Annotated in this window: 23 protein-coding genes; 11 read left to right on the forward strand and 12 right to left on the reverse strand. The window is 33.4% G+C overall.

Annotation, left to right across the window (positions count from 1 at the left end; translation table 11 throughout):
* Nucleotides 1–57: 57 nt before the first annotated feature.
* Nucleotides 58–687: a hypothetical protein gene (locus FLACOL7796_RS17860; RefSeq protein ID WP_173972089.1), complete on the forward strand. Its 630-nt coding sequence runs from the start codon at nucleotides 58–60 to the stop codon at nucleotides 685–687.
* Nucleotides 688–878: 191 nt separating this feature from the next.
* A complete protein-coding gene (locus tag FLACOL7796_RS17865) occupies nucleotides 879–1469 on the forward strand; it encodes a hypothetical protein (RefSeq protein ID WP_173972090.1) in 591 nt (196 codons plus the stop codon).
* 98 nt (nucleotides 1470–1567) lie between these two features.
* Here FLACOL7796_RS17865 and gldC read toward each other — a convergent pair whose 3' ends face one another.
* Entirely contained in the window at nucleotides 1568–1903 is a 336-nt protein-coding gene (gene gldC / locus FLACOL7796_RS17870; RefSeq protein ID WP_026985662.1) for a gliding motility protein GldC, read from the reverse strand.
* On the reverse strand, nucleotides 1903–2862 hold the full coding sequence (gene gldB / locus FLACOL7796_RS17875; RefSeq protein WP_173972091.1) for a gliding motility lipoprotein GldB: 960 nt from the start codon (nucleotides 2860–2862) through the stop codon (nucleotides 1903–1905). The genes gldC and gldB overlap by 1 nt, the downstream gene beginning before the upstream one ends.
* Nucleotides 2863–2961: 99 nt before the next feature.
* On the opposite strand from gldB, the gene nadE reads away from it, so the two are divergent.
* The gene (gene nadE, locus FLACOL7796_RS17880; protein ID WP_173972092.1) at nucleotides 2962–3768 is read left to right on the forward strand and encodes an NAD(+) synthase; all 807 of its coding nucleotides are present in this window, start codon (nucleotides 2962–2964) and stop codon (nucleotides 3766–3768) included.
* A gap of 93 nt (nucleotides 3769–3861) precedes the next feature.
* Nucleotides 3862–4491, forward strand: coding sequence for a response regulator transcription factor (locus tag FLACOL7796_RS17885; protein ID WP_026730588.1), 630 nt, complete (start codon nucleotides 3862–3864; stop codon nucleotides 4489–4491).
* On the opposite strand, the gene dnaG is transcribed toward FLACOL7796_RS17885, so the two are convergent.
* The 8 genes from dnaG to rlmN form a co-directional block, all read right to left on the reverse strand.
* Nucleotides 4488–6551: a DNA primase gene (gene dnaG, locus FLACOL7796_RS17890; RefSeq protein WP_173972093.1), complete on the reverse strand. Its 2064-nt coding sequence runs from the start codon at nucleotides 6549–6551 to the stop codon at nucleotides 4488–4490. The two genes, FLACOL7796_RS17885 and dnaG, sit on opposite strands and share 4 nt — an antisense overlap.
* 127 nt (nucleotides 6552–6678) lie before the next feature.
* The gene (locus tag FLACOL7796_RS17895; protein ID WP_173972094.1) at nucleotides 6679–7731 is read right to left on the reverse strand and encodes a hypothetical protein; all 1053 of its coding nucleotides are present in this window, start codon (nucleotides 7729–7731) and stop codon (nucleotides 6679–6681) included.
* 97 nt (nucleotides 7732–7828) lie between these two features.
* Nucleotides 7829–8545, reverse strand: coding sequence for a hypothetical protein (locus FLACOL7796_RS17900; protein WP_173972095.1), 717 nt, complete (start codon nucleotides 8543–8545; stop codon nucleotides 7829–7831).
* Nucleotides 8532–9092, reverse strand: coding sequence for an RNA polymerase sigma factor (locus tag FLACOL7796_RS17905; RefSeq protein ID WP_173972096.1), 561 nt, complete (start codon nucleotides 9090–9092; stop codon nucleotides 8532–8534). The genes FLACOL7796_RS17900 and FLACOL7796_RS17905 overlap by 14 nt, the downstream gene beginning before the upstream one ends.
* Nucleotides 9093–9406: 314 nt before the next feature.
* Nucleotides 9407–11323 carry a DUF2207 domain-containing protein gene (locus tag FLACOL7796_RS17910; RefSeq protein ID WP_173972097.1) on the reverse strand — a complete coding sequence of 639 codons (1917 nt, stop codon included), beginning with the start codon at nucleotides 11321–11323 and terminating at the stop codon, nucleotides 9407–9409.
* A 12-nt stretch (nucleotides 11324–11335) separates the two neighbouring features.
* Nucleotides 11336–11890, reverse strand: coding sequence for a LemA family protein (locus FLACOL7796_RS17915; RefSeq protein ID WP_173972098.1), 555 nt, complete (start codon nucleotides 11888–11890; stop codon nucleotides 11336–11338).
* 60 nt (nucleotides 11891–11950) lie between these two features.
* Complete coding sequence (locus FLACOL7796_RS17920) at nucleotides 11951–12928, reverse strand: polyprenyl synthetase family protein (RefSeq protein ID WP_173972099.1); 978 nt, start codon at nucleotides 12926–12928, stop codon at nucleotides 11951–11953.
* Between the two features lie 421 nt (nucleotides 12929–13349).
* Nucleotides 13350–14402, reverse strand: coding sequence for a 23S rRNA (adenine(2503)-C(2))-methyltransferase RlmN (gene rlmN, locus FLACOL7796_RS17925; RefSeq protein WP_173972100.1), 1053 nt, complete (start codon nucleotides 14400–14402; stop codon nucleotides 13350–13352).
* Nucleotides 14403–14720: 318 nt separating this feature from the next.
* On the opposite strand from rlmN, the gene FLACOL7796_RS17930 reads away from it, so the two are divergent.
* The 7 genes from FLACOL7796_RS17930 to FLACOL7796_RS17960 all read left to right on the forward strand — a co-directional run bounded on the left by FLACOL7796_RS17930 (nucleotide 14721) and on the right by FLACOL7796_RS17960 (nucleotide 20310).
* Nucleotides 14721–15281 carry a YceI family protein gene (locus FLACOL7796_RS17930; protein WP_173972101.1) on the forward strand — a complete coding sequence of 187 codons (561 nt, stop codon included), beginning with the start codon at nucleotides 14721–14723 and terminating at the stop codon, nucleotides 15279–15281.
* 214 nt (nucleotides 15282–15495) lie between these two features.
* The gene (locus tag FLACOL7796_RS17935; protein WP_173972102.1) at nucleotides 15496–16062 is read left to right on the forward strand and encodes a YceI family protein; all 567 of its coding nucleotides are present in this window, start codon (nucleotides 15496–15498) and stop codon (nucleotides 16060–16062) included.
* Between the two features lie 8 nt (nucleotides 16063–16070).
* On the forward strand, nucleotides 16071–17522 hold the full coding sequence (locus FLACOL7796_RS17940; protein ID WP_173972103.1) for a hypothetical protein: 1452 nt from the start codon (nucleotides 16071–16073) through the stop codon (nucleotides 17520–17522).
* A 10-nt stretch (nucleotides 17523–17532) separates the two neighbouring features.
* Nucleotides 17533–18084: a YceI family protein gene (locus tag FLACOL7796_RS17945; protein WP_173972104.1), complete on the forward strand. Its 552-nt coding sequence runs from the start codon at nucleotides 17533–17535 to the stop codon at nucleotides 18082–18084.
* 257 nt (nucleotides 18085–18341) lie between these two features.
* On the forward strand, nucleotides 18342–18740 hold the full coding sequence (locus tag FLACOL7796_RS17950; protein WP_173972105.1) for a hypothetical protein: 399 nt from the start codon (nucleotides 18342–18344) through the stop codon (nucleotides 18738–18740).
* Nucleotides 18741–18852: 112 nt separating this feature from the next.
* Nucleotides 18853–19494 carry an O-methyltransferase gene (locus FLACOL7796_RS17955; RefSeq protein WP_173972106.1) on the forward strand — a complete coding sequence of 214 codons (642 nt, stop codon included), beginning with the start codon at nucleotides 18853–18855 and terminating at the stop codon, nucleotides 19492–19494.
* A gap of 90 nt (nucleotides 19495–19584) precedes the next feature.
* Nucleotides 19585–20310, forward strand: coding sequence for a phytanoyl-CoA dioxygenase family protein (locus tag FLACOL7796_RS17960; protein ID WP_173972107.1), 726 nt, complete (start codon nucleotides 19585–19587; stop codon nucleotides 20308–20310).
* Between the two features lie 88 nt (nucleotides 20311–20398).
* Here FLACOL7796_RS17960 and FLACOL7796_RS17965 read toward each other — a convergent pair whose 3' ends face one another.
* The gene (locus FLACOL7796_RS17965; protein ID WP_173972108.1) at nucleotides 20399–20962 is read right to left on the reverse strand and encodes a phosphatase PAP2 family protein; all 564 of its coding nucleotides are present in this window, start codon (nucleotides 20960–20962) and stop codon (nucleotides 20399–20401) included.
* Nucleotides 20962–21321 carry a Sec-independent protein translocase subunit TatA/TatB gene (locus FLACOL7796_RS17970; RefSeq protein ID WP_173972109.1) on the reverse strand — a complete coding sequence of 120 codons (360 nt, stop codon included), beginning with the start codon at nucleotides 21319–21321 and terminating at the stop codon, nucleotides 20962–20964. Before FLACOL7796_RS17970 ends, FLACOL7796_RS17965 begins: the two co-directional genes overlap by 1 nt.
* Nucleotides 21322–21481: the final 160 nt, after the last annotated feature.

The raw sequence follows: 21481 nt of genomic DNA on the forward strand, positions 1-21481 counted from the left end.
GATTTCTTTTTTATTGGAATTTTTAAATTACATTTGAAACGAATCAATTTGTAATTTATGAAGAATACCACACTCCTCTTTTTTATTCTCATTTCCATTTGTCTTTCATCATGCACTACAGCATCCTACAGATTTGCCACAGGACAACGAACCGGAGTTGATTTTACCTCTGGGAAATGGCTTTTAAACGAACTCGATTGCCCGAGCAGCTCTAAAGACAGACTAACCGAAAAGTCCTTACAATATTTTAAAAAACATTTAGGCGAAAGACTATTTTACATTCACGATGTTAAAGGTTTATTGGTTACCCAAAAGATCAATTTAAATCCAGGCAAAACAAAAATAAAAGAATTAAAAGACGGAACCGGTTTTGATTTCTTCATTAATATTTCAACCAGAAAAAACAAAAGCGATTTTTCTTCGCTCGAACTTTATCAAAATGACTATGACCGAGGAAGAAATGAAGGATCTGTAATTGTCGAAATTTACGATCTAAATTTACAGCAGATTATTTATTCTCAGAATGTAATTGGATCTACTTCAAAAGTAACCGATCCACCTAACGGAAACACACAAAAATCTGGCAAACTTGTAGACAATATTATGTTTTATAAAAACACCGATCAATTAGTAGAAGGTGCTTTAAAACGAATATTTAAAGATTTAGATAAAAGATCTGTTAAGTAAAGAAATTCCAAATTTTAAATTCCAAATTCCAAACCTTCTACTTCACTCAAGATGGCGGAAAAACTTAAATAAAATTCCAAAAGCAAAATCCCAAATTCCAACAGTACAATTGGAATTTGGGATTTTTATATTACAGTTAATTCTTGTCAAAATTAATCTGCTATATTTGCCGCAAAACTAAATTTTCGTTCATGAAAAGAATTATATGCTTTTTGTTTTTGTTTCTTTTATTTTCCTGTAATACTACTCACTATTTTGTATACAGTAAAAATCACACCTACGGGATAGATTTCTCTAATGGTAAATGGCTAGTTGGTGAAATTGAAGCTAATCCATATGCTAAGGATAAATTGACCACGCTGGTTTTAAAAGACTTTTCAGAATATCTTGGCGAAAGAGTAAAATATTCATTAACCGAAAAGTCATTACTATTACCTAAACAAGTTCCTCTCAATCCTAGCAAGTCAACAATATTAGAGTTAAAAAAAGGAGCCAGTTTTGATTACTATGTCAACATAAAATGCAAAAACGCAAAAAATGATTTAACCGGCTTTGAATTTCCAGATCATTTTTATTATAAAAAACAAATGTCTTTTGCAGAAGTAACTTTAGAAGTCTACGATTTAAATCTTGGAGAAATAATTTATTCACAAACATCCGGAGGCTCTATTGAAGATGAAAATAGCTTTACAAACAAACCAACGACTACTGTTATAGTCGGTTGTTATAATAAAATCATCAATGATATTAAAAAGAAATCAATCAAAACAATGTCTAAGTAAGTTTTGATTTAATCAAAAAAAATCCCAAATTCCAACAGTACAATTGGAATTTGGGATTTTTTATTTTAAGATTCCAATGATTGGAATTTAAAATTTCTTTATTTCGTTAATTCTAGTTTTTCTGCAAAATAATCACAGAAATCTTTCATCGTATCCGACATCTTTTCATCGTCTGTAGCACGTTTAAAAGTATCCGACATCGCTACTAAAGTCTGGTGAAAGAAAATCTTCATTTCATCTACCGGCATATCTTTTGTCCATAAATCAATACGCATTGTTTCTTTGGCTTTACTGTCCCAAATAGACAACATAATTGCTTTTGCTTCTTCCGCCTGAACGCCGCCATCTTGCGCACTCCAGGTTAATTTTTCCGGCACACGGTTTTCGTCTAATTCTATATTGAATTTAATTTCTGAGTTTATTGTATCTGACATTATTTCTTAGGTTTATATTTTGATTGTTCAAAAATCTCTTTTGCATTTGTTTTTAATAATTCGGGCAATGTTACATTCGAGTTATTCTTCATGTAAGATCGCACCATTTGCCATCCTAACCACGCTCCAATTCTTCCGGGAGAATCATTGTCGATTTCTAAATAAAATTTAGAAAACGGAGCAGGCGCAATAAATCGGGTATTTAATTTCGGATCTTCACTGTATAACATTTCACTTTCGACAAAAAAGCGCCACATATAAGCTTCATTTTGCTGACACCATTTTATTTGTTCAGGCAAGTAACCTATTTTTTCAGCATCTGTATAATCCGGCAAAAGCAAATCTTTTGCATACAATTGTTTCCCTTCGAAAATCATTTGCGAAACTAAATTTTTATCTGGAAAAGCAGGAATGTTTCTAAAAGCAAAACTAGACACCACATCCGGCATAATTTGTTTTTCTTCGAAATTCTGCTTTAAGTAATTTGGAAACTCATAAAACTTATGTTCTTTTCCTAAATATAATTCTAAAGAAACAATTACAAGACTATCAGCATAAATTGCTTTAGAAGTATAATCCATTTCTCCAATAAGAGTAATTACTTTAGGCGTTTTACTCTTTGGGAAATAATACTTTACATGCTGAAACAACTTATTGAATTCCTGACGAACCGGTTCAAAATTGGCGTATTTTTTTTGTACCTCAGTATAGACTTCTCTCCATAAAGGATCCTGCATCTTTTTAAGCCAAACATCATCCTCTGTACCTGCCGGAAAAAAGAAAGGATATTGTTTTTTCAGCTTTCCTAAATCTTCTGGTTTCGTTTCAAAAAACGCTTTATCAAATCGTTCTACTTTAATATCAACCGGGATTTCTTCGACCTCTTTTTCTACTTTAGTTTTTTGCTCACAGGACAAAAAAAACAAGCACAGAACCACTACAAAGCGATAAATTTTCATTTTATTTTAATTAGATTTGTGTTGCTGGATTTTAAGTAAACGCATACTTAAAAATAATTCTGCAAATATACATCCCTGTATCTTAAAACCTGAACTATTATGGCTAAAAAAAGTACCATTCAAACAGAAAAAGTAAATATCCACATTGTAGAGTGGTTAAAAAATTATGCTAACAATGCAAAAGCAAACGGTTTTGTAATCGGAATTTCAGGCGGGGTTGACTCTGCCGTAACTTCTACCCTGTGTGCTCAGACGGGTTTACAGGTTTTATGTGTAGAAATGCCAATTCACCAGGCTCCCAATCAAGTTTTAAGAGGAAGGGAACATATCGAACAATTAAAGAAGCGTTTTCCGAACGTTTTGGATGTAAAAACAGATTTAACTGACACTTTTGAAGCTTTTAAGAGCGCAGTGCCTACAACAAAAGATTCAACAAAAGTTAATTTATCGTTAGCTAATACTCGTGCACGTCTGAGAATGACCTCTTTATATTATTTAGCGGGAATTCATGGGCTTTTAGTAGCAGGGACAGGAAATAAGGTAGAAGATTTTGGTGTAGGATTTTATACCAAATACGGAGATGGCGGAGTCGATTTAAGTCCGATTGCCGACTTAATGAAGTCGGATGTTTATGCTCTTGGAGAATTTTTAACGATTCCGGAGTCAATTTTAACAGCTGCTCCAACTGATGGATTATTTGGTGATAATCGTACCGATGAGGATCAATTAGGAGCAAGTTACGACGAACTTGAATGGGCGATGTTGGCCGCGGAGTCAGGAAAAACGCCAGCTGACTTCAATGGGAGAGAAAAATCTGTCTTTGAAATTTATAAACGTTTAAACACCAGCAACAAGCATAAAATGGATCCAATTCCGGTTTGTATAATACCAAAAACGTTAAAATAAAACATTTTAACATTTGTCTGCAATTAATTACAGAATTTATTTATTAATTTTACAGTTCCAAAAACATGAACAATTCTAAAAAAGGTAAAAATTATGATTAAAGTATGTCTTGCAGACAATCATCCTGTGACTCACTTTGGCGTTAAGTCTTATTTTAAAGACCACGATCAAATTTCAATTGTTGCCAACGTAGGCAATTTTTCAATGGTTAGAGATATCCTTCAAACGAAGGAGATTGACATCCTAATTCTCGATCTTGAACTTGAAGGCCTTTCAAGTATCTTCGAAGTAAAATCGATCCTGAAAAATTTCCCAAAAACAAAAATTGTAATTTTTAGTGACCTCGCTGAACAAATGTATGCTCCAAATGCAATCAAAGCAGGAGTTTCCGGGTATGTACACAAAACAGAAAAACTTGAAACTTTAGGTCTTTCTATTATTAAAGTACACGAAGGAAAAATTATCATCAACGAAACTGTACGTAAAAACATGGCTCTTATTGCTAAACAAAGCAAAAGCGAACGTTTGTACAGAAAACTTTCAAATCGCGAGATCGAAGTTTTACGTTACTTAAGTGATGGTAAGAAAAACAATGAAATCTCTAAAATCTTAAACCTGAACGAAAAAACGATCAGTACTTACAAATTGAGATTACTAACTAAATTGAATGTTACTAATTTAGTTGACTTAGTAAACAAAGCTAAGACTTTAGAAATTATTTAATGGTATCTCGACATTACTCGACCTAGTTTTTTCGAGAATGCATTAACTAATTTCGAGTAATCGACAACCATAGACAAAAGCTCTGTATTATCTGAATTATCAGGTTTTATAGAGCTTTTTAATTCTTCGATGATTTTGCCCACCAAAAACCAACGCATAGACATAATTGTTTCTGTCACATATTGCGCAATGGTTTCGTGTTTCATTTTCGAGAAAATATTCTGCCCTTCCCAATCGTGAAGCGTCAATCGCTCATCTTCCATTAAAATATCAGTAACTTCCTGAGCAAAATCAGGCTGCAAACGCATTAAATATTGCTCAAGACTGAATTTCTCATTCTGATTATAGAACGCAATTAAGTCCGTAAAGATATCACGGAACAAACTATTAGAAAGTTCTACCTCATCTTCCTGCAAACTCAAATAAATACGCTGGTACACTTTGTATGCTCTCATTTCTGAAACCATTACCACTTCACCTTCGTCATTATTCTTTAAATGCACATCTTCAAATTCTTCGGTATTATTTCCGTAAAGCAATAAAATCTCAATTACTTTTCGTTCTAAACGATACAAAATATCTACTTTTTCTGTAGGCTCCCCTACCGGATATCCCGGTTCGCCCGGATAATCTTCCGGCGGTCCAAATCTTGGATCTTCAGGATCTCCTCCAGAATATCCTGCTTGTGGCGGCGGCTGGTTTCTAAAAACTTCAAAAGGTTTTTGTTCCTGTTTTTGTTTTTTAGCCACCTCAGCAATATCTTTTTGAATCAGCTGAGCCAAAGTACTCACCAATACCTGTTCAGAAATATCCATGATTCTGGCACATTCCTGAGTGTAAATTTCACGCTGAATACGATCCGGTATTTTAGAAATACTCACCACCATATCCCTAATTAAATCGGCTTTTTTTATAGGATCGTTTTTGGCCTCTTTCATTAAAAGAGACGCTTTAAACTGTATAAAATCTTTACTATTTTCTTCTAAATAGGCAACAAGATCGTCATGCGAAGTTTTTCGGGCAAAACTATCCGGATCTTCTCCGTCAGGGAATGCACAAACTCTTACATTCATTCCTTCTTCAAGAATCAAATCGATTCCTCGAACAGATGCACGCAATCCGGCAGCATCTCCGTCAAAAAGAACGGTAATATTTCTCGTTAGTCGATTTATCAAACGAATCTGATCTGGCGTTAAAGCGGTTCCTGATGAAGCCACAACGTTCTCGATACCAGCCTGATTAAACTGAATAACATCTGTATAACCCTCAACCAGATAACAATTGTTTTGTTTTGCTATAGATTGTTTGGCCTGAAAAATACCATAAAGCACTTTACTTTTATGGTAAATATCACTTTCTGGCGAGTTCAGGTACTTCGCCGCTTTTTTATCATTGGTTAAAATACGTCCTCCAAAACCTAAAACACGTCCGGACATACTTTCTATCGGGAACATTACACGGCCTTTAAAACGGTCGAAAGGGCGATCCTCTCTTGGTATTGTTAAACCGGTACTTTCCAGAAATTCCAGTTTATATCCTTTACCTAAAGCTTCTTTGGTTAAAGCATCCCAGGTTTCAGGCGAATATCCTAAACTAAACTTTTTGATGGTTTCATTGGTAAAACCTCTTTCTTTAAAATAAGAGAGTCCAATTGCTTTTCCTTCTTCCGAATTTAAAAGTGTTTTATTAAAATAATCTTTTGCAAATTCTGAAACCAAATACATACTTTCGCGAACATCCGTCATTGCTTTTTCGGCATCTGTCTGTTCGGTTTCTTCTATTTCAATATTATATTTTCTGGCAAGATATCGAATGGCTTCCGGATAGGTAAATTGCGAATGCTCCATCAAAAACTTGACAGAGTTTCCTCCTTTTCCTGTACTAAAATCTTTCCAGATCCCTTTTGCAGGCGACACCATGAACGATGGAGAGCGCTCATCCGAGAACGGACTTAGCCCTTTATAGTTACTCCCGGCACGTTTTAAGTTAACATAATCACCAATAACCTCCTCTACACGAGCAGTTTCAAAAACAGAATCAATAGTAGCTTGTGAAATCAAAACGTAAAATATTTTTAAAAATTTGAAGTCTGTAAAAGTACACAAATGAATCTTGAAATTTGGCGATTTAACATAAAAAAAGCACCTCTTTCAAGGTGCCTATTTACTAACTAATTAAACTGCATTCTTAATTCAAATCAACTCTTATTCCTAGCGAAATGTTATTTTCTTTCACTAAATTATCCTGAAAAAGCGGATTTAAATCATATTTTGCATACAAACTAAATGCTCTGTAACCAATGTAAGAACTTATTCCGTAGATAAAATTATTAACATTATAATCTCCTTTTATTGTTGTTTTATAATCTAAATCGTCCTGATCAAATTTCAGGATTTGTTTTGATTTTACATTAATTCCGGCGTAACCTCCAATTCCGAAACGGAAACTTCTATGGGTTCTAAAATATGTTTTTCCGTTACTTACCTGAGGTCTCGAAAAATCGAATTCTAAATGCAATGGCAGCACTATATAAACATTTCTAAAACGAGATTCATCAAGATTTACAGGATTGGTCTCTAAAACTGTCTGGTCTCCATTTACCACAAAACTTCTGTTGTCTGTTGGGCGAATGTTATTGTACATTAACGAAAGTCCGTATTTGGCATGTAATAAATTGTCATTTTTCATTAATCTGCTGTTATAGGTAAAACCCCATTCGTAGAAATGCGAACCAATGAAACTGTAATTAGAATCCTGAAGTTTGCCATCGACCATCATATTATTCAAACCCATTGCAAACACAAATTGCGACGTTGTTCTTTTTTCTCCACGAATCGAATCCCTTCCTTTTTTACCCTCTCTCCATATTTCATCATTCCAACGAATGACCAGGCTATGCTTCATGATAGAATCTCCCTCTTTGATTTTTCCGTCCACTTTTTGTTGCACCAAATCATTAAGTTCATTTTGTGCCAATGTTACTTTTTCCTCAATAATGGTAACTCTGGCTTCTGCCAATTCTTTCTTGCGCTTGTCTGCTTGTTCCTGAGTAATTTTTCCTTCAGACAATTGAACGTTTACAGCTTCTACTTCTTCTTTTAAGGCTGCTTTTTCTTCTTTGGTAACCTTTTCTATTTTATTGGCAATTCTCTTTGCTTTTGATTCAAAGGTTTCCTGTCCCAGCACCTTAGTAACAAATAAGAAAATAAGAGCAACGAGATAAAGTGTCAAATTTTTCATGATTGATTGATTTTTTTAAAATTGATTGTGATTGATGATGATGATTTAATTATTAATCGTGAATTGTAAATTATTAATTGATATTGCCATTAAAAAATTATTCTTGTTGATTTCGATTCGCCAAAGCCACTTTTACCGTTTGGTAATTTTTATTGACTTTTGTAATCATTTTTTCTCTAAACGAAAGTTCTAATTCGCCGTCGACCTGATTGAGTAAATCATTAGCATTGATTTTTACTTTTGATTTTGGTTTTGCCGAATTTTCTGCTACAACAGTTTTTTCGGCTGATTCTAATAATTGGTCTACTGTTTCTTTTTTAGAAGTTTCGACAGCTAAAGACTGATTATTAAGAGATTGTTTTGGTTGATTGTTTTTGATGATGATTGAAGACTCCGCTATTTGATTTGATTTAGTTTTAAGGGTTTTATTTGGTTTTACATTTAGATTTTTTTCTTCTTTTACTGAATTTTGGTTTGCTGCTTTTTCTGAAACTGCTACTTCTGTCTTTACAGGATTTATTATATCTAAATCTGGTTTTACAACAGTATCTTTCTGTAGATTTTCTTTGATGACTACATTATTTTTTGGCGTTTCAACAACACTTTTTTTCTGATTAAAAAAGAATGTTCCCACTAATAAAAAACCCACAATACTTGCAGCGATGTACATCCATCGTTTTTTGTTTTTAGGCTGCTTTTTTTCTTCGGCAACACTTAACATTGCGTCTAATCGATCCCAGGCTTTGTCACTTGGTTCAATCTTGCGTTGATTTAGTTTTTCACGGAAATCCTTTTCAAAATTATTCGGTTCCATTATCTTGTTTTTTTAAAATAATAATCTGTGTTTGCAGCATCTTTCTGGCGTGCGATAATTGCGATTTTGATGTTCCTTCGCTAATCCCTAACATCTTTGCAATTTCATTGTGTTTGTATCCTTCTATGGCGTATAAATTGAAGATCATTTTATATCCGTCCGGCAAGGCATCTATTAAAAACTGAATCTGATCGATCGAAAACTGACTATCAGTTGCATTAAAACTTTCTTCGGCATATATTTCATCTTCAACAAATTTTACTTTTTTCTGTACTCTTAAATATGATATACATTCGTTAACCATTATTCGGCGAATCCAGCCTTCAAAACTTCCTTTATTTTCAAATTTATTTAAGTTGGTAAACACTTTCATAAAAGCCGTTATCATTACATCTTCTGCCAATTGAATGTCTTTTATATATTGTCGGCAAACACTTAACATTTTTGAAGAAAACCGACTATAAATTTGCTGTTGTGCTTGTCGATTATTTTCGACAGCCAACTTTATAATTTCGGTTTCATCTTGATGTAACTGGATAATTTTCATTAATAAGCTTTTCGGTTTTTTGGTTTAGTAATAGTCTTCTATTAGCATAGACGAGTTAAGTTTTAAAATGGTTGTATGAGGGTGAAAAAATTTCAAAAAATAAATTCAAAATTCCAAACATTTCAAAAAAAAGCACTGTAATACAGAGTATTATTCTAATTAATAAATTTTCTGATTATCTAATTATTTTTCTTCACTCAGGCAAGATAATCTAAATCATACCCAATCGAAAATAAAAAAACCTTGTACTATTATAAATAATACAAGGTTTCGCTAATAAGATATTTTCTAAGACAGCTGCTGGTTTGTAAATTCTACCAACCGCCGCCTCCACCGCCTCCGCCTCCGCCACCGGAGCTTCCTCCACCTGAACTTCCGCTGCTCCAGCTTCCACTGCTTCCGCTGGAACTAGATGAAGATCCTCCTGATGATGAAGGCGGATTTGGATTAACTCCTGCGCTGTTTACTGAATTTCCAAAACTGGACAGGAACATTGCCGGTTGCATATAAAACGTATCTTGTCCCTGATACCAGGCAGGGTCATATTTGGCCAATTCTAAAATTTCTGCAAATTGTTTTCCCCATTCTATCTCGACTCCTAATGCAATCGCGTACGGAAATAATTTCTCGAACAATTGCGGAGTCAGTTCCGGAGGATTAAGCATGTTCATTCGGTCTTTTTCTGCCGTTTGCATATAAAGCTTAAATCCTTCTAATCGATGCAATGCGTCAGCACCTTTTTGGGTAAACTTTCCTAAAGTTCTTGCATAAATAATATACATCAGGAAAACAGCACCAATAACAATCAGTTGTATCGTATTTGAATAAGGAATCGAAACAAAAAATATAAATAACGCCATTGGTAAAATAAAGAATGCCAGAATAGCTCTTAAAATAAGCATACCAGTACCTATATTATTTTTTGTAAACCAATAGGTTAATCCTGAAACTGCAATAATTAGCCCTGTATAAAAAGGATAACTAATAAATCCGCTATTATTAGAAAGCAACTCATAAGTAAGTCCTGCAATTAGAAAAATAGCAAAACCAATCCATTTTTTTGAGGTATTGTTTTGATAAAATTCTTCCAGCTTTACTTGTTTAGTAACGGTATTAAGCCATTTAGAATATGCTTTTTCAAAAATCTTGTAGTTAGAGTCGGATACTTTTATTTTATCCTTTTTGGTAAAACCGCTTATTATATCAGATTCTTCAGTGCTTAATTTTTGCGATTGTCTGTTTAAAACCTCGATCTCATAAGTATGTTTGTTTTTAAAAACACCATTTTCTACCGTAGATAAAATTCTAATTGCGCCTTTTACCGAAGCATTTATCACAGAGGCCATATAGGCTTTACGCGTAATTTTTCTGTCGTATACATATCCTACAATTGCAGGAGACCAATCAAAAGGCGGCATAAATTCCGGCATCAACGTTTTCTTAACAGGATCTTTGCCGTATTTTTTCCAGCTAAAAAAGAAGAAAAGTGACATTCCTATTCCGTAAATAACAGACCACAAGTTTACTTTTATTTGCTTATAAAATGAGTTTGCTTCCTGCAAAAAAGTAGGCGGATCAACAATTCCTTTAGGAAATGATGCAGCAACCGTTAAACCTTCATAGTTTTTAAGTTCTACAGTGGCAAAACTGGCAACGGTTTGATCCGTTTTTAAAGAACTAACACAATCTGATGCTTTAGATCCGGATACTCCGGTGTAACAATGTAAATTTTCGAATTTGTGACCTGACGGAAGAGTGATTTCACAGGTTGCTTTATCAATAGGCAAATTCCATCCGTTTCCGGTTACATTCCAATACAACTCATCATATTGGTCAAAATACCCAATCTGAAAAGGAACGGTATAAGTAATTTGATAATCGTAAATTCCTCTTTCGAGATCGATATCTTTATTTCCTATGTAGATTTTCCAGTCACCGGATTCTTCTTTCGTAAAATAATTTTCTGTAGCGCCATCTTTTTTTACAGAATGTATGGTGTATTTAACATCGATTTGATTACCGTCTTTATCTCGTCTGCTTAGTGGCAGAACTCTTAAAAGACCGTGTCTAAAATCACGACCTTCGGCATTTATTGTAATATTTTCGGTTACATTTATATTACCAGATTTTTCTATTTGAATTTTTACATCAAAATTTAAAATTCTTTCCTGGGCCTGAACCTGATAGAAAACAATAGAAAAAAGAACAAAGAATATTTTTCTTAGCAGCATATTATAATACAATTAAAACTGAACTTTAGGTGTTTCTCTCTGCTTTTCATCTTCTATTTCAAGGAAGTTTCTCTTTGGAAAACCAAAAGAATTAGCCACAATATTACCCGGAAAAGATTCTACCGCAATATTGTAATCTCTAACTGTTGCATTATAATATCGTTTTGATCTTTCTACTTCGGTTTCGATTTCGCTCAGCTCTTCCTGCAAACTCAAAAAGTTTGTATTGGCTTTTAAGTCAGGATAATTTTCTGCCAAAGCAAAAATAGTTCCCACGGCATTACCCAATTTCTTGTCGAATGCTAATTTTTCATCTGCAGTACCAGCATTTAGTGCTTGATTACGCAGACTTACAATATTGGCAAGGGTTTCTTTTTCGTGGGTTAAATATCCTTTAACGGTTTCAACCAGATTGGGAATTAAATCAAATCGTTTTTTTAGAATAACATCGATTCCGCTTAACGCTTCTTCGAGCATATTGCGCTTAGATACAAAGCCATTGTAAAGTATTATAAGATAAATAGCTAAAAGGACTACAAGCGAAAGTATTATGAGTAGAATAACCATATTTTATTATTAAATTAAAACCGAATTTAACAATAAAAATATTAAGAATAGAGGCTGAGATTATTTTTTTCTCTCAATTACGTAGTTTACCATCAAAATAAGAGCATCTTTAAACTCTGAATCCTGAAAGTTCTCCAGTAATGAAAGTGCTTCTTGCTGAAATTGCACCATTTTATTTTCGGCGTAAGCCAAACCATTATTATTTTTTACAAAGGCAATTACTTCTTTAACTCGTTTTTTGTCTTTGTTATGGTTTTTGATAGAGTTTATCAGCCATTTTTTTTCCTGTGGAGTACAAGTATTCAAAACATGAATTAAAGGCAATGTCATTTTTTGCTCTTTAATATCGATTCCGGTTGGTTTACCTATGGCTTCTTCGCTATAATCGAATAAATCGTCTTTGATCTGAAACGCCATTCCGATAAGCTCACCAAATTTTCTCATATTTTCAACCTGGGCATCATCTTCAATTACAGATTTTGCTCCAAGCGCGCAACATGCTGCAATAAGTGTCGCTGTTTTTTTTCGGATGATTTCATAGTAAACATCCTCAGTAATATCTAATCTTCTGGCTTTTTCTATCTGAAGTAGTTCTCCTTCGCTCATTTCGCGAACGGCAACAGAAATGATTCTTAGTAAATCGAAATCGCCATTATCTATAGAAAGCAATAATCCTTTTGACAAAAGATAATCTCCTACCAAAACAGCAATTTTATTTTTCCAAAGAGCATTAATTGAGAAAAATCCGCGGCGACGATTACTGTCATCTACAACATCATCGTGTACCAAAGTTGCGGTATGAATAAGCTCAATTACGGATGCACCACGATACGTTCGCTCGTTTACAGTGCCTCCTGAAACCATTTTTGCCGTTAAAAAAACAAACATCGGACGCATTTGTTTTCCTTTTCGGTTTACAATATAATAGGTAATACGGTTCAGTAAAGCCACCTTTGAAGTCATCGATTCATGGAACTTTTTTTCGAAAAGTTCCATCTCGTTAAAGATGGGCTGTTTTATTTGAGAAGTAATATTCATTTCGCTCCCAAATATACTATTTTTAATAAAAAAACGTTGTGTATTTTAGGTTAGTATATCAACAATTTATAGAAAAATTAAGAAAACACACTCAAAGTATTCTCTATTAAGAGTCTAATCTAACTTCGTCACTTAAAATCAGGAAAACAACTTAACTTTAAATTGTTTTTAAAAATAAGAATCCTTTTTGCCCAAAAAAAGCATTAAGAACAAGAATCAATCTCGTTTTTAATGCTTTTCGTAGTTTGTGGTTATTATAATGTAGTCCCTACGGGACATATTCGCTTTCGTATGTTTATTTTTATCTACCAATCTTTAATTCCTAACGGAATATATCTCGGAGAGATTAAATGTTGGTAGACAAACAAATTCACAACCTCTATTTTTTGTCCCATAGGGACTATATGAATATTAGTTTTATTTAATCAACCGATCCCTCTTTGTTTGCTAATTGTCCGCAAGCAGCATCAATATCTTTTCCTCGGCTGCGACGTACTTTACAAACTACTCCAATATTCTCTAAAGCTTTTATGTAAGCTAGAATAGATTCTTCTGAAGCTTGCTGAAATTCTCCATCATCGATTGGGTTATATTCGATTAAATTAACCTTACAAGGCACATATTTACAGAATTTCACCAAAGCATCAATCGAAGCTTTATCATCGTTGATTCCTTTCCATACCACATATTCGTATGAAATCTTATTTTTTGTTTTTCTATACCAATATTCTAATGCTTCTCTTAAATCTGCCAGTGGGAAGTTTTTGCTAAAAGGCATGATTCGCGCACGAACTTCATCAATCGCTGAATGTAAAGAAACCGCCAATTTGAATTTTACATCATCATCGGCCATTTTCTTGATCATTTTTGGGATTCCTGAAGTCGATACCATAATACGTTTTGGCGACATGCCCAGACCTTCCGGCGACGTAATCATATCAATCGCTTTAATGACATTATTATAATTCATTAAAGGCTCTCCCATTCCCATAAAAACGATATTCGAAAGCGGATGATTGTGATACAAGCGACTTTCTTTATCTATTGCAATAACCTGATCGTAGATTTCTCCGGCTTCCAGATTTCGCATTCTTTTTAAACGTGCGGTTGCACAAAAATTACAATCTAAACTACAACCCACCTGACTAGAAACACAAGCTGTTGTTCTGGTTTCCGTTGGGATTAAAACAGATTCAACTACCAGGCCGTCATGTAAACGAACGGCATTTTTTACTGTTCCATCGCTACTGCGTTGCATGGTATCAACCTTGATATGATTGATAACAAAATTATCTTCGAGCATAGAACGCGTTGTTTTGGCAACGTTCGTCATATCCTCAAAACTATGTGCTCCTTTGCTCCATAACCATTCATAGACTTGATTTCCACGAAAAGCTTTGTCATTATTAGCGACAAAAAAATCGCGTAACTGATCTTTTGATAAGGCTCGTATGTCTTTTTTCTCAATTTGCATGGTGCAAATTTAAGTATTTGTTCATTTCTAATGGTATAAAGTGCACTACAATCTTAAAAAATGATTCAATTAAAAAAATTTGCAATTTAAATAATTAAGGATTTCGCGATCCTTGTAAGGTTTTATTTCTTAAAATAAAAAATGAAAACGTTATAGCTATAAATAAGATTTTAATAAAATTTTAACAATGATTTTTATCATGCCATTTCCTGTGTATACATAATACATTTGATCCAAGAAATAATACCAATTATTAGTCTATAAAACTAAAGGAGCAGAAAACTTCCTTATTTGAATATTAACTAATGCACCATCAAAATGAAAACAATTAAACCAATTTTATTAACAGTACTATTTACCACATTATCATTATGTGCAAATGCACAAAAAAACTATACAGTTAATACAAAATCAACTTTTGAAGTTGCCGGAACTTCTACAGTACATGATTGGGTAATGAGATCTACAGAAGGAACTGGTACTGCAAATCTAACCGTTAAAGATTCTAAACTAGCAGGCTTAAATAGTTTAACCATTACATTATTAGCAGAAAGCTTAAAAAGCAGCAAAACAAGTATGGATAAGGTGGCGTACGAAGCCTTAAACACAGAAACGAACCAAACTATTGAATACGTTTTAAAATCGGCCGAAAAAATAAACGAAACAACATGGAATCTTACCGGTATTTACACCATAGCAGGTGTCAGCAAAGAGTACAATACTCAGGTAAGAGTAACCGCTGATAACGGAACTTTTACCATACAGGGTTCGAATCAAATTACTTTTGGTGATTTTGAAATGACACCGCCAAAGGCCGCTCTGGGAGTTGTAAAAACAGGAAAAGACCTAACCGTTATCTTCAACATTATTCTAAGCTAAGCGCAACTGGTTTTTTAAGAAAAAAAAAAACTAAAATCTATTACAATACATTCTTAACTATCTCTCTAGCCGTAAAGGCTATAGGCTAAATATTGCCCCTTTTTTCCCCAGAAAATGCTCTTAACATATAGCCTACTCACCAAAAGTTAAGAGCATTAAAACAAAATTGAAAACAACTAAAAAAAGATCATAACATTTTAAACAACAAACCATTATGAAAACAGCAAAAATAAAATTACTAGCCTTCGTTATTTCCTTTTTAGGAATAACATCACTCGCAACTGCTCAAAAAAGTTATACGCTTGACAGCAAATCTACATTTTCAGTTTCAGGTACATCTACTCTGCATGACTGGGAAATGAAATCAGCTTCAGGAACCGGAACTGCAACTCTAACTATTGCAAATTCTAAATTGACGGATATCGAAGCTTTATCAATAACTCTTGCAGCAGAAACTATAAAAAGCGAGAAAAAAAGTATGGACAAAGTAGCGTATGAAACTTTGAAAACAGACAAAAATAAAAACATCAAATATGTTCTTAAGTCTGCCGAAAAAGTAAACGAAACTACTTGGGAATTAACCGGAACTTATACTATCGCCGGAGTTAGTAAAGTAATTAAAACAACGGTAAAAACAACCGTAACTGCAAACGGATTAAACCTTCAGGGATCTAATAAAATCACTTTTACAGATTTTGGAATGAAGTCTCCAACTGCAATGCTGGGAACTATTAAAACCGGACAGGATTTAACACTAAAATTTAACTTAAACTTTAATTAATAAACGCCATGAAAAAAATTTATTTTCTATTTATAGCTTTAGCAGGCACGTTTGCTGCTAATGCACAAGTTAGTTTTGGAAACATGCAAAACCAAATCTCTAGAGGAAAAGACGGTATTAATGTATTCGACGTACAAAAAGACACTAGAGAATTTAAAGGCCTAAGTATTGATCTTGGTGGTGCTTTCAACATGGATTTCCAGGCAACAAATTCATTCAACGACCAGCCTGCTAACATTACAACTACGACTACTACGGCTGCCGGAACTACCACCAGAACAATTAGCGGATATCGTTTAATGAATACTGAAAACAACTTTACTCTTCCCGGGGCTGATATGTATATTGGAGCTCAATTGTTTGACGGAGTAAGAGTAAATTTAGATGTTTATTTAGCTTCAAGACACCACAATGATTCTTATGTAAAAGGTGGATACTTACAAATTGACAAGTTAGACTTCATCAAAAAAGACTTCCTGGCTGATGTAATGAAATATGCTACCATTAAAATTGGACAAATGGAGAACAATTTTGGTGATGCTCACTTTAGAGGTTCTGATAATGGTAATACAATTAGAAATGCATTTGTTGGAAATAACATCATGTATTCTTTCACTACAGAAATGGGTATGGAGGTTTACTACAACAGAAGTGGATTGGTTAGTATGTTAGGGGTTACAAATGGTAATTTGAATCAAAGTAATGAAGAAGTTTTTTATCCTAATGGTCCAAACGCAAACACCACACACAGTCCTTCAATCTTAGCTAAATTGGGTTATGACAAACAGCTTAATAAAGATTTAAGAGTAAGAATAACTGGTTCTTATTATCATAACGCAAATCTTGGAAACGCAAATATATATTCTGCTAACAGATCAGGATTTGGGTATTGGGGTATATTAAATAACAACCCATACAAAAATACTATTACTAAGACCGATGCTAGTGGTACTGTTATTTCTACAACTACTACTGATATTGCTACTAGTTTCAGTAAAACATCTACTCCGGAGGCAACGTTCAACCCTAATTTCAAAAACTGGGCTACAACATACATGATTAACCCTTTTGTAAAATATAAAGGACTTGAATTCTTCGGAACAATCGAATTAGCTTCAGGAGGAGATAAAGCTGGTACTGACGACAAACGTACTGCTAATCAATATGCATCAGAGCTTGTTTACAGATTTGGATCAACAGAACAATTCTATCTGGGAGGAAAATACAATACCGTATCTGGAAAACTATCTAATGCTGATGCTAAAAAGGTTACTGTAGATAAATTTGAAGCAAGCGCTGGCTGGTTTATGACTAAAAACATTTTAGCTAAACTAAACTATGTTAATCAAAAATATAAAGATTACTCACAATTTACAGGAGATCCTGCTACAGGAAATCTAAACAACTTTTATGGTGGTAAATTTGAAGGTTTAGTATTCGAAGCAACAATTGCATTCTAATATAACAAAAATGAAAACAAGATTTTCAATCTTAATTATGGGTTTAGCGATTTTCGCTTTCTTCGGAAGTGCTAAACCCACTTTTATGACAGAAGATACAACGTTGGTAATAAATAAAATAAAAATAGAAATCACTGGAGTATCTACAGTCGGCAAATACAATTGTTCGAATACGTTTTCAAAAAAAGATACTGTTTTTTTGAATTCGAACAAAAAAAACAATTTTAATACAGAGATCAATATGTCGGATTTTGATTGTGGAAACAAAATCATGACTAAAGATCTGCAAGGAACCGTTAAAGTAAAAAAGTTCCCCAACAGTACTGTAACAATCACCGATGTAAAACAATTTGGTAAAAATTACAAATGCAATCTTACTTTTTTGATCACAAACAAAACACTTAAGTACAAGGATTTTATATTGTATAGCTCTGATAACAAAATTCAGGGATCACTTAATTTAAATTTTTCTGATATAGAATTAGAACCTCCCGTAAAAATGGCGGGATTAATAAAAGTTAGAGATGAAATTGTGGTAAATTTTAGTTTATACAAAAACTAACAATCTAATTTACAATTTCGCTTTAAATTGTTTTCATGTATAATTTGTTTTTAAAGGTATCTTGTGGCGAGGTACCTTTTTTTATTTCAAAAAAAACTTCATCCTCTTTTTTTTAATTTATAAAATTTGGCACGAGAATTGTCTTAGCCTCAAAAGGAAAATAATCTTACAAAGAGCTCAGTCATTTTAAAATGTGTATCTTTATTTTTCAGCTTTATAACCTTTAAATTTTATCAACCTAAAAAAAATTATTCATTATGAAAAAACAAATTTTAAGCTTAGCTGTTGTCGCTTTATTAGCATTCGCTGTTCAATCTTGTGAAAAGAAAGAACCAAAACCTGCAGATGATGAATTGACTCTTGGAAACAAAGTTGACACTTTAACAACTGATATTAAAGAGGCAAAAGACAGCGCAGTTATCAAAGCAGAAAATGCTGCTGCAAGCGCAAAAGAAGCTTCTCAAAATGCTGCACAAGACGTAAAAGATGCTACTAAAAAGGCAGCTAATGATGTAGAAAATGCCGCTAAAAAAACCGCTACTGATGTAAAAGACGCTACCAAAAAAGGAGCTGAAAAAGTAGAAAATGCTGCAAAAGCTGCAAAAGACGGTACTGTAAAAACAGCCAAAGAAGTAAATGAAGCTTTGAAAAAATAGTTTCTTTTCAATCTCAAAATCAGAACCACTCGTTTTCGCGGGTGGTTTTTTTATGCAAAAAAAAGAAGCGATATTTTTGTATTTTTGCTCTTTAAATTTAGAAGACTACAACATGCATTTTATATCACAGGAATTAGAAGATTATATCGAACAACATTCTGAAAACGAACCGGAATTATTAGCAAAACTTAATAAAGAAACGTACCAGAAGATACTTTTACCAAGAATGTTAAGCGGCCATTTTCAGGGGCGTGTTTTAAGCATGTTGTCTAAACTAATTCGTCCGGTTAATATTCTTGAAATTGGTACTTATACCGGTTATGCGGCTTTGTGTTTGTGCGAAGGAATACAGGAAAACGGGCAATTACACACCATCGACATTAAAGAGGAATTGGTAGATTTTCAGCGTAAATATTTTGATGCATCGCCTTGGGGAAAACAAATTTTTCAGCATTTAGGTGAGGCGGTTGATATTATCCCGACTCTTGACGTAAAATTTGACTTGGTTTTTATTGATGCCGATAAGGAAAATTACCTGAATTACTGGGAAATGATTGTTCCGAAAATGAACAAAGGCGGCATCATTTTGTCTGATAATGTTTTATGGAGCGGAAAAATCCTGGAACCTGTTCACCCTAATGATGTAAGTACAAAAGTACTTTTAGAATATAATTTACTATTAAAGAATGATCCTAGAGTAGAAACGGTTTTATTGCCTATTCGTGATGGGTTGACGGTGAGTAGAGTACTTTAAAAAAGGTTCTGAGTTTCTGAGGCACTTAGATACTAAGTTGCCAAATGTATAAAAACAGCTGAAGCAAAAGGCAATTCAAAAATATAAGTAATGAATTATACGAGTGAGATAAATTCCGAAGGTTTTGCAATTATTAATGATATCTATTCTGAGAACGAAATCGAAAAATTGATTTCATTAATTGAAGATGTAACCGAAAATGATTCTGAGAATGCCACTTTTAGAAAATCTCAGGATTTATTCGCTATCAGACAATTTCATAAAGAAGTTCCGGAAACTTTAGATTTTATTTTTAATGAAAATCTGAAAGAAATTATCGAATCTAATTTTGGAAGCGGCTATTTTATAACCAAATCCATCTATTTTGATAAACCCGAAAAATCGAATTGGTTTGTGGCCTATCATCAGGATTTAACCATTTCAGTCAATAAAAAAATTGAGGCTGCAAATTTTGAAAACTGGACCGTAAAACAAAATCAGTTTGCGGTGCAGCCACCCAAAGAAATTTTAGAAGATAATTTCACCATCCGAATTCATATTGATAAAACGACTAAAGATAATGGCGCTCTAAAAGTCATAAATAATTCGCATTCTAAAGGAATTTTAAGAATTGAAAATCTGAATTTTGAAACTGAAAAAGAAACCATCTGTGAAGTTGAAAAAGGCGGAATTATGATTATGAAACCTTTATTGTTTCATGCATCGAACAAAACTACCAATAACGAAAGAAGAAGGGTTATTCATATCGAATTTAGCAAACAACAGCTTCCCGCAGGATTAGAATGGAGTGAAGGCACAATTCTCCAAAAGAATTAAGACACTAAACAAATAAGGTTCTAAGTTTTCTCAAATAAAAAACTTAAAACCTTAGTATCTTAGTAACTCAGAACCTTTTCAAAAAATTTTATCCCGGAAAATATTGTGGTTTTAGTTTTCGGTAAACTAAATAAATTAAAAATCCGAAAAGTGCTCCAAAGAAATAACCTGTCAGGATATCTCCCGGATAATGTAATCCTAAATAAATTCGGCTATAGGCGAAAATTAATGGCCATAAGAACAAAAATCCAAGATACTTGAAATGACGTTTTAAAACCAAATACAAAAAGGTTGCTACTGCCATTGTATTGGCCGCGTGTCCTGAGAAAAAACTATAGGATTTACGAACCTGAACAACGCGTATAATCGAATTGATATCGGGGTTGTTGCAAGGACGCAAGCGTTGAAATGTATATTTAAACAAGTTCGTGGTTTGATCTGTAAAAGCAATTAAAATTGCTATAAATAACAATACGTACAGGGTTTGCTTTCCTCCTATTTTTTTGTAAATCAGATAAAACATTAATAAAAAAAGTGGAATCCAATTACGTTGATCGGTGATGATCAACCATAATCCATCATATGTTTTTGAACCTAAACCGTTAAGGTATACCAAAAGACTGGTATCTAATTCTTTTATTCTTTCGAGCATTATAATTGACGTTTTACGGGTCCTGAGATAGAATCGATATCTTCTTTTACTTTATCTATTTCTGTGGCCGTATCGCCCAACAAATTCGAAGTTACATTGGTAGAATCTCCTAGTAAGTTAGCTTTGGCATCGTTGATCTGAGCATTGATATTACCTGTGATACTATTCAAAGCATTCTGATCAAGACCATTAGCCTCTGCTCCTTTTTGAATTTCACTTTTAATATCATTGGTCGCATTTTTTAGCTGCGCCATTGCTTTACCCATTGTACGGGCAATTTCCGGCACTTTGTCTGAACCAAAAAGCATTAGTACTATAAACAGTATAAAAACTAGTTCTCCTCCTCCTATACCAAACATATCTTTTATTTTTGTGTGCCACAAAGATATTAAATTTTGTAGCTGAGAGTTTTAAAATTTACTTAAAAAAAAAGACTCTTTTCAGCTACCGTCTGGACACAAATATATTTTTAGTTATATTTGATAAAAAGTGCAGACTAGATATTTTGAAAATTTAAAA

The organism is Flavobacterium bizetiae (genome assembly GCF_902804475.1).
In the GTDB taxonomy this organism is placed as follows: domain Bacteria; phylum Bacteroidota; class Bacteroidia; order Flavobacteriales; family Flavobacteriaceae; genus Flavobacterium; species Flavobacterium bizetiae.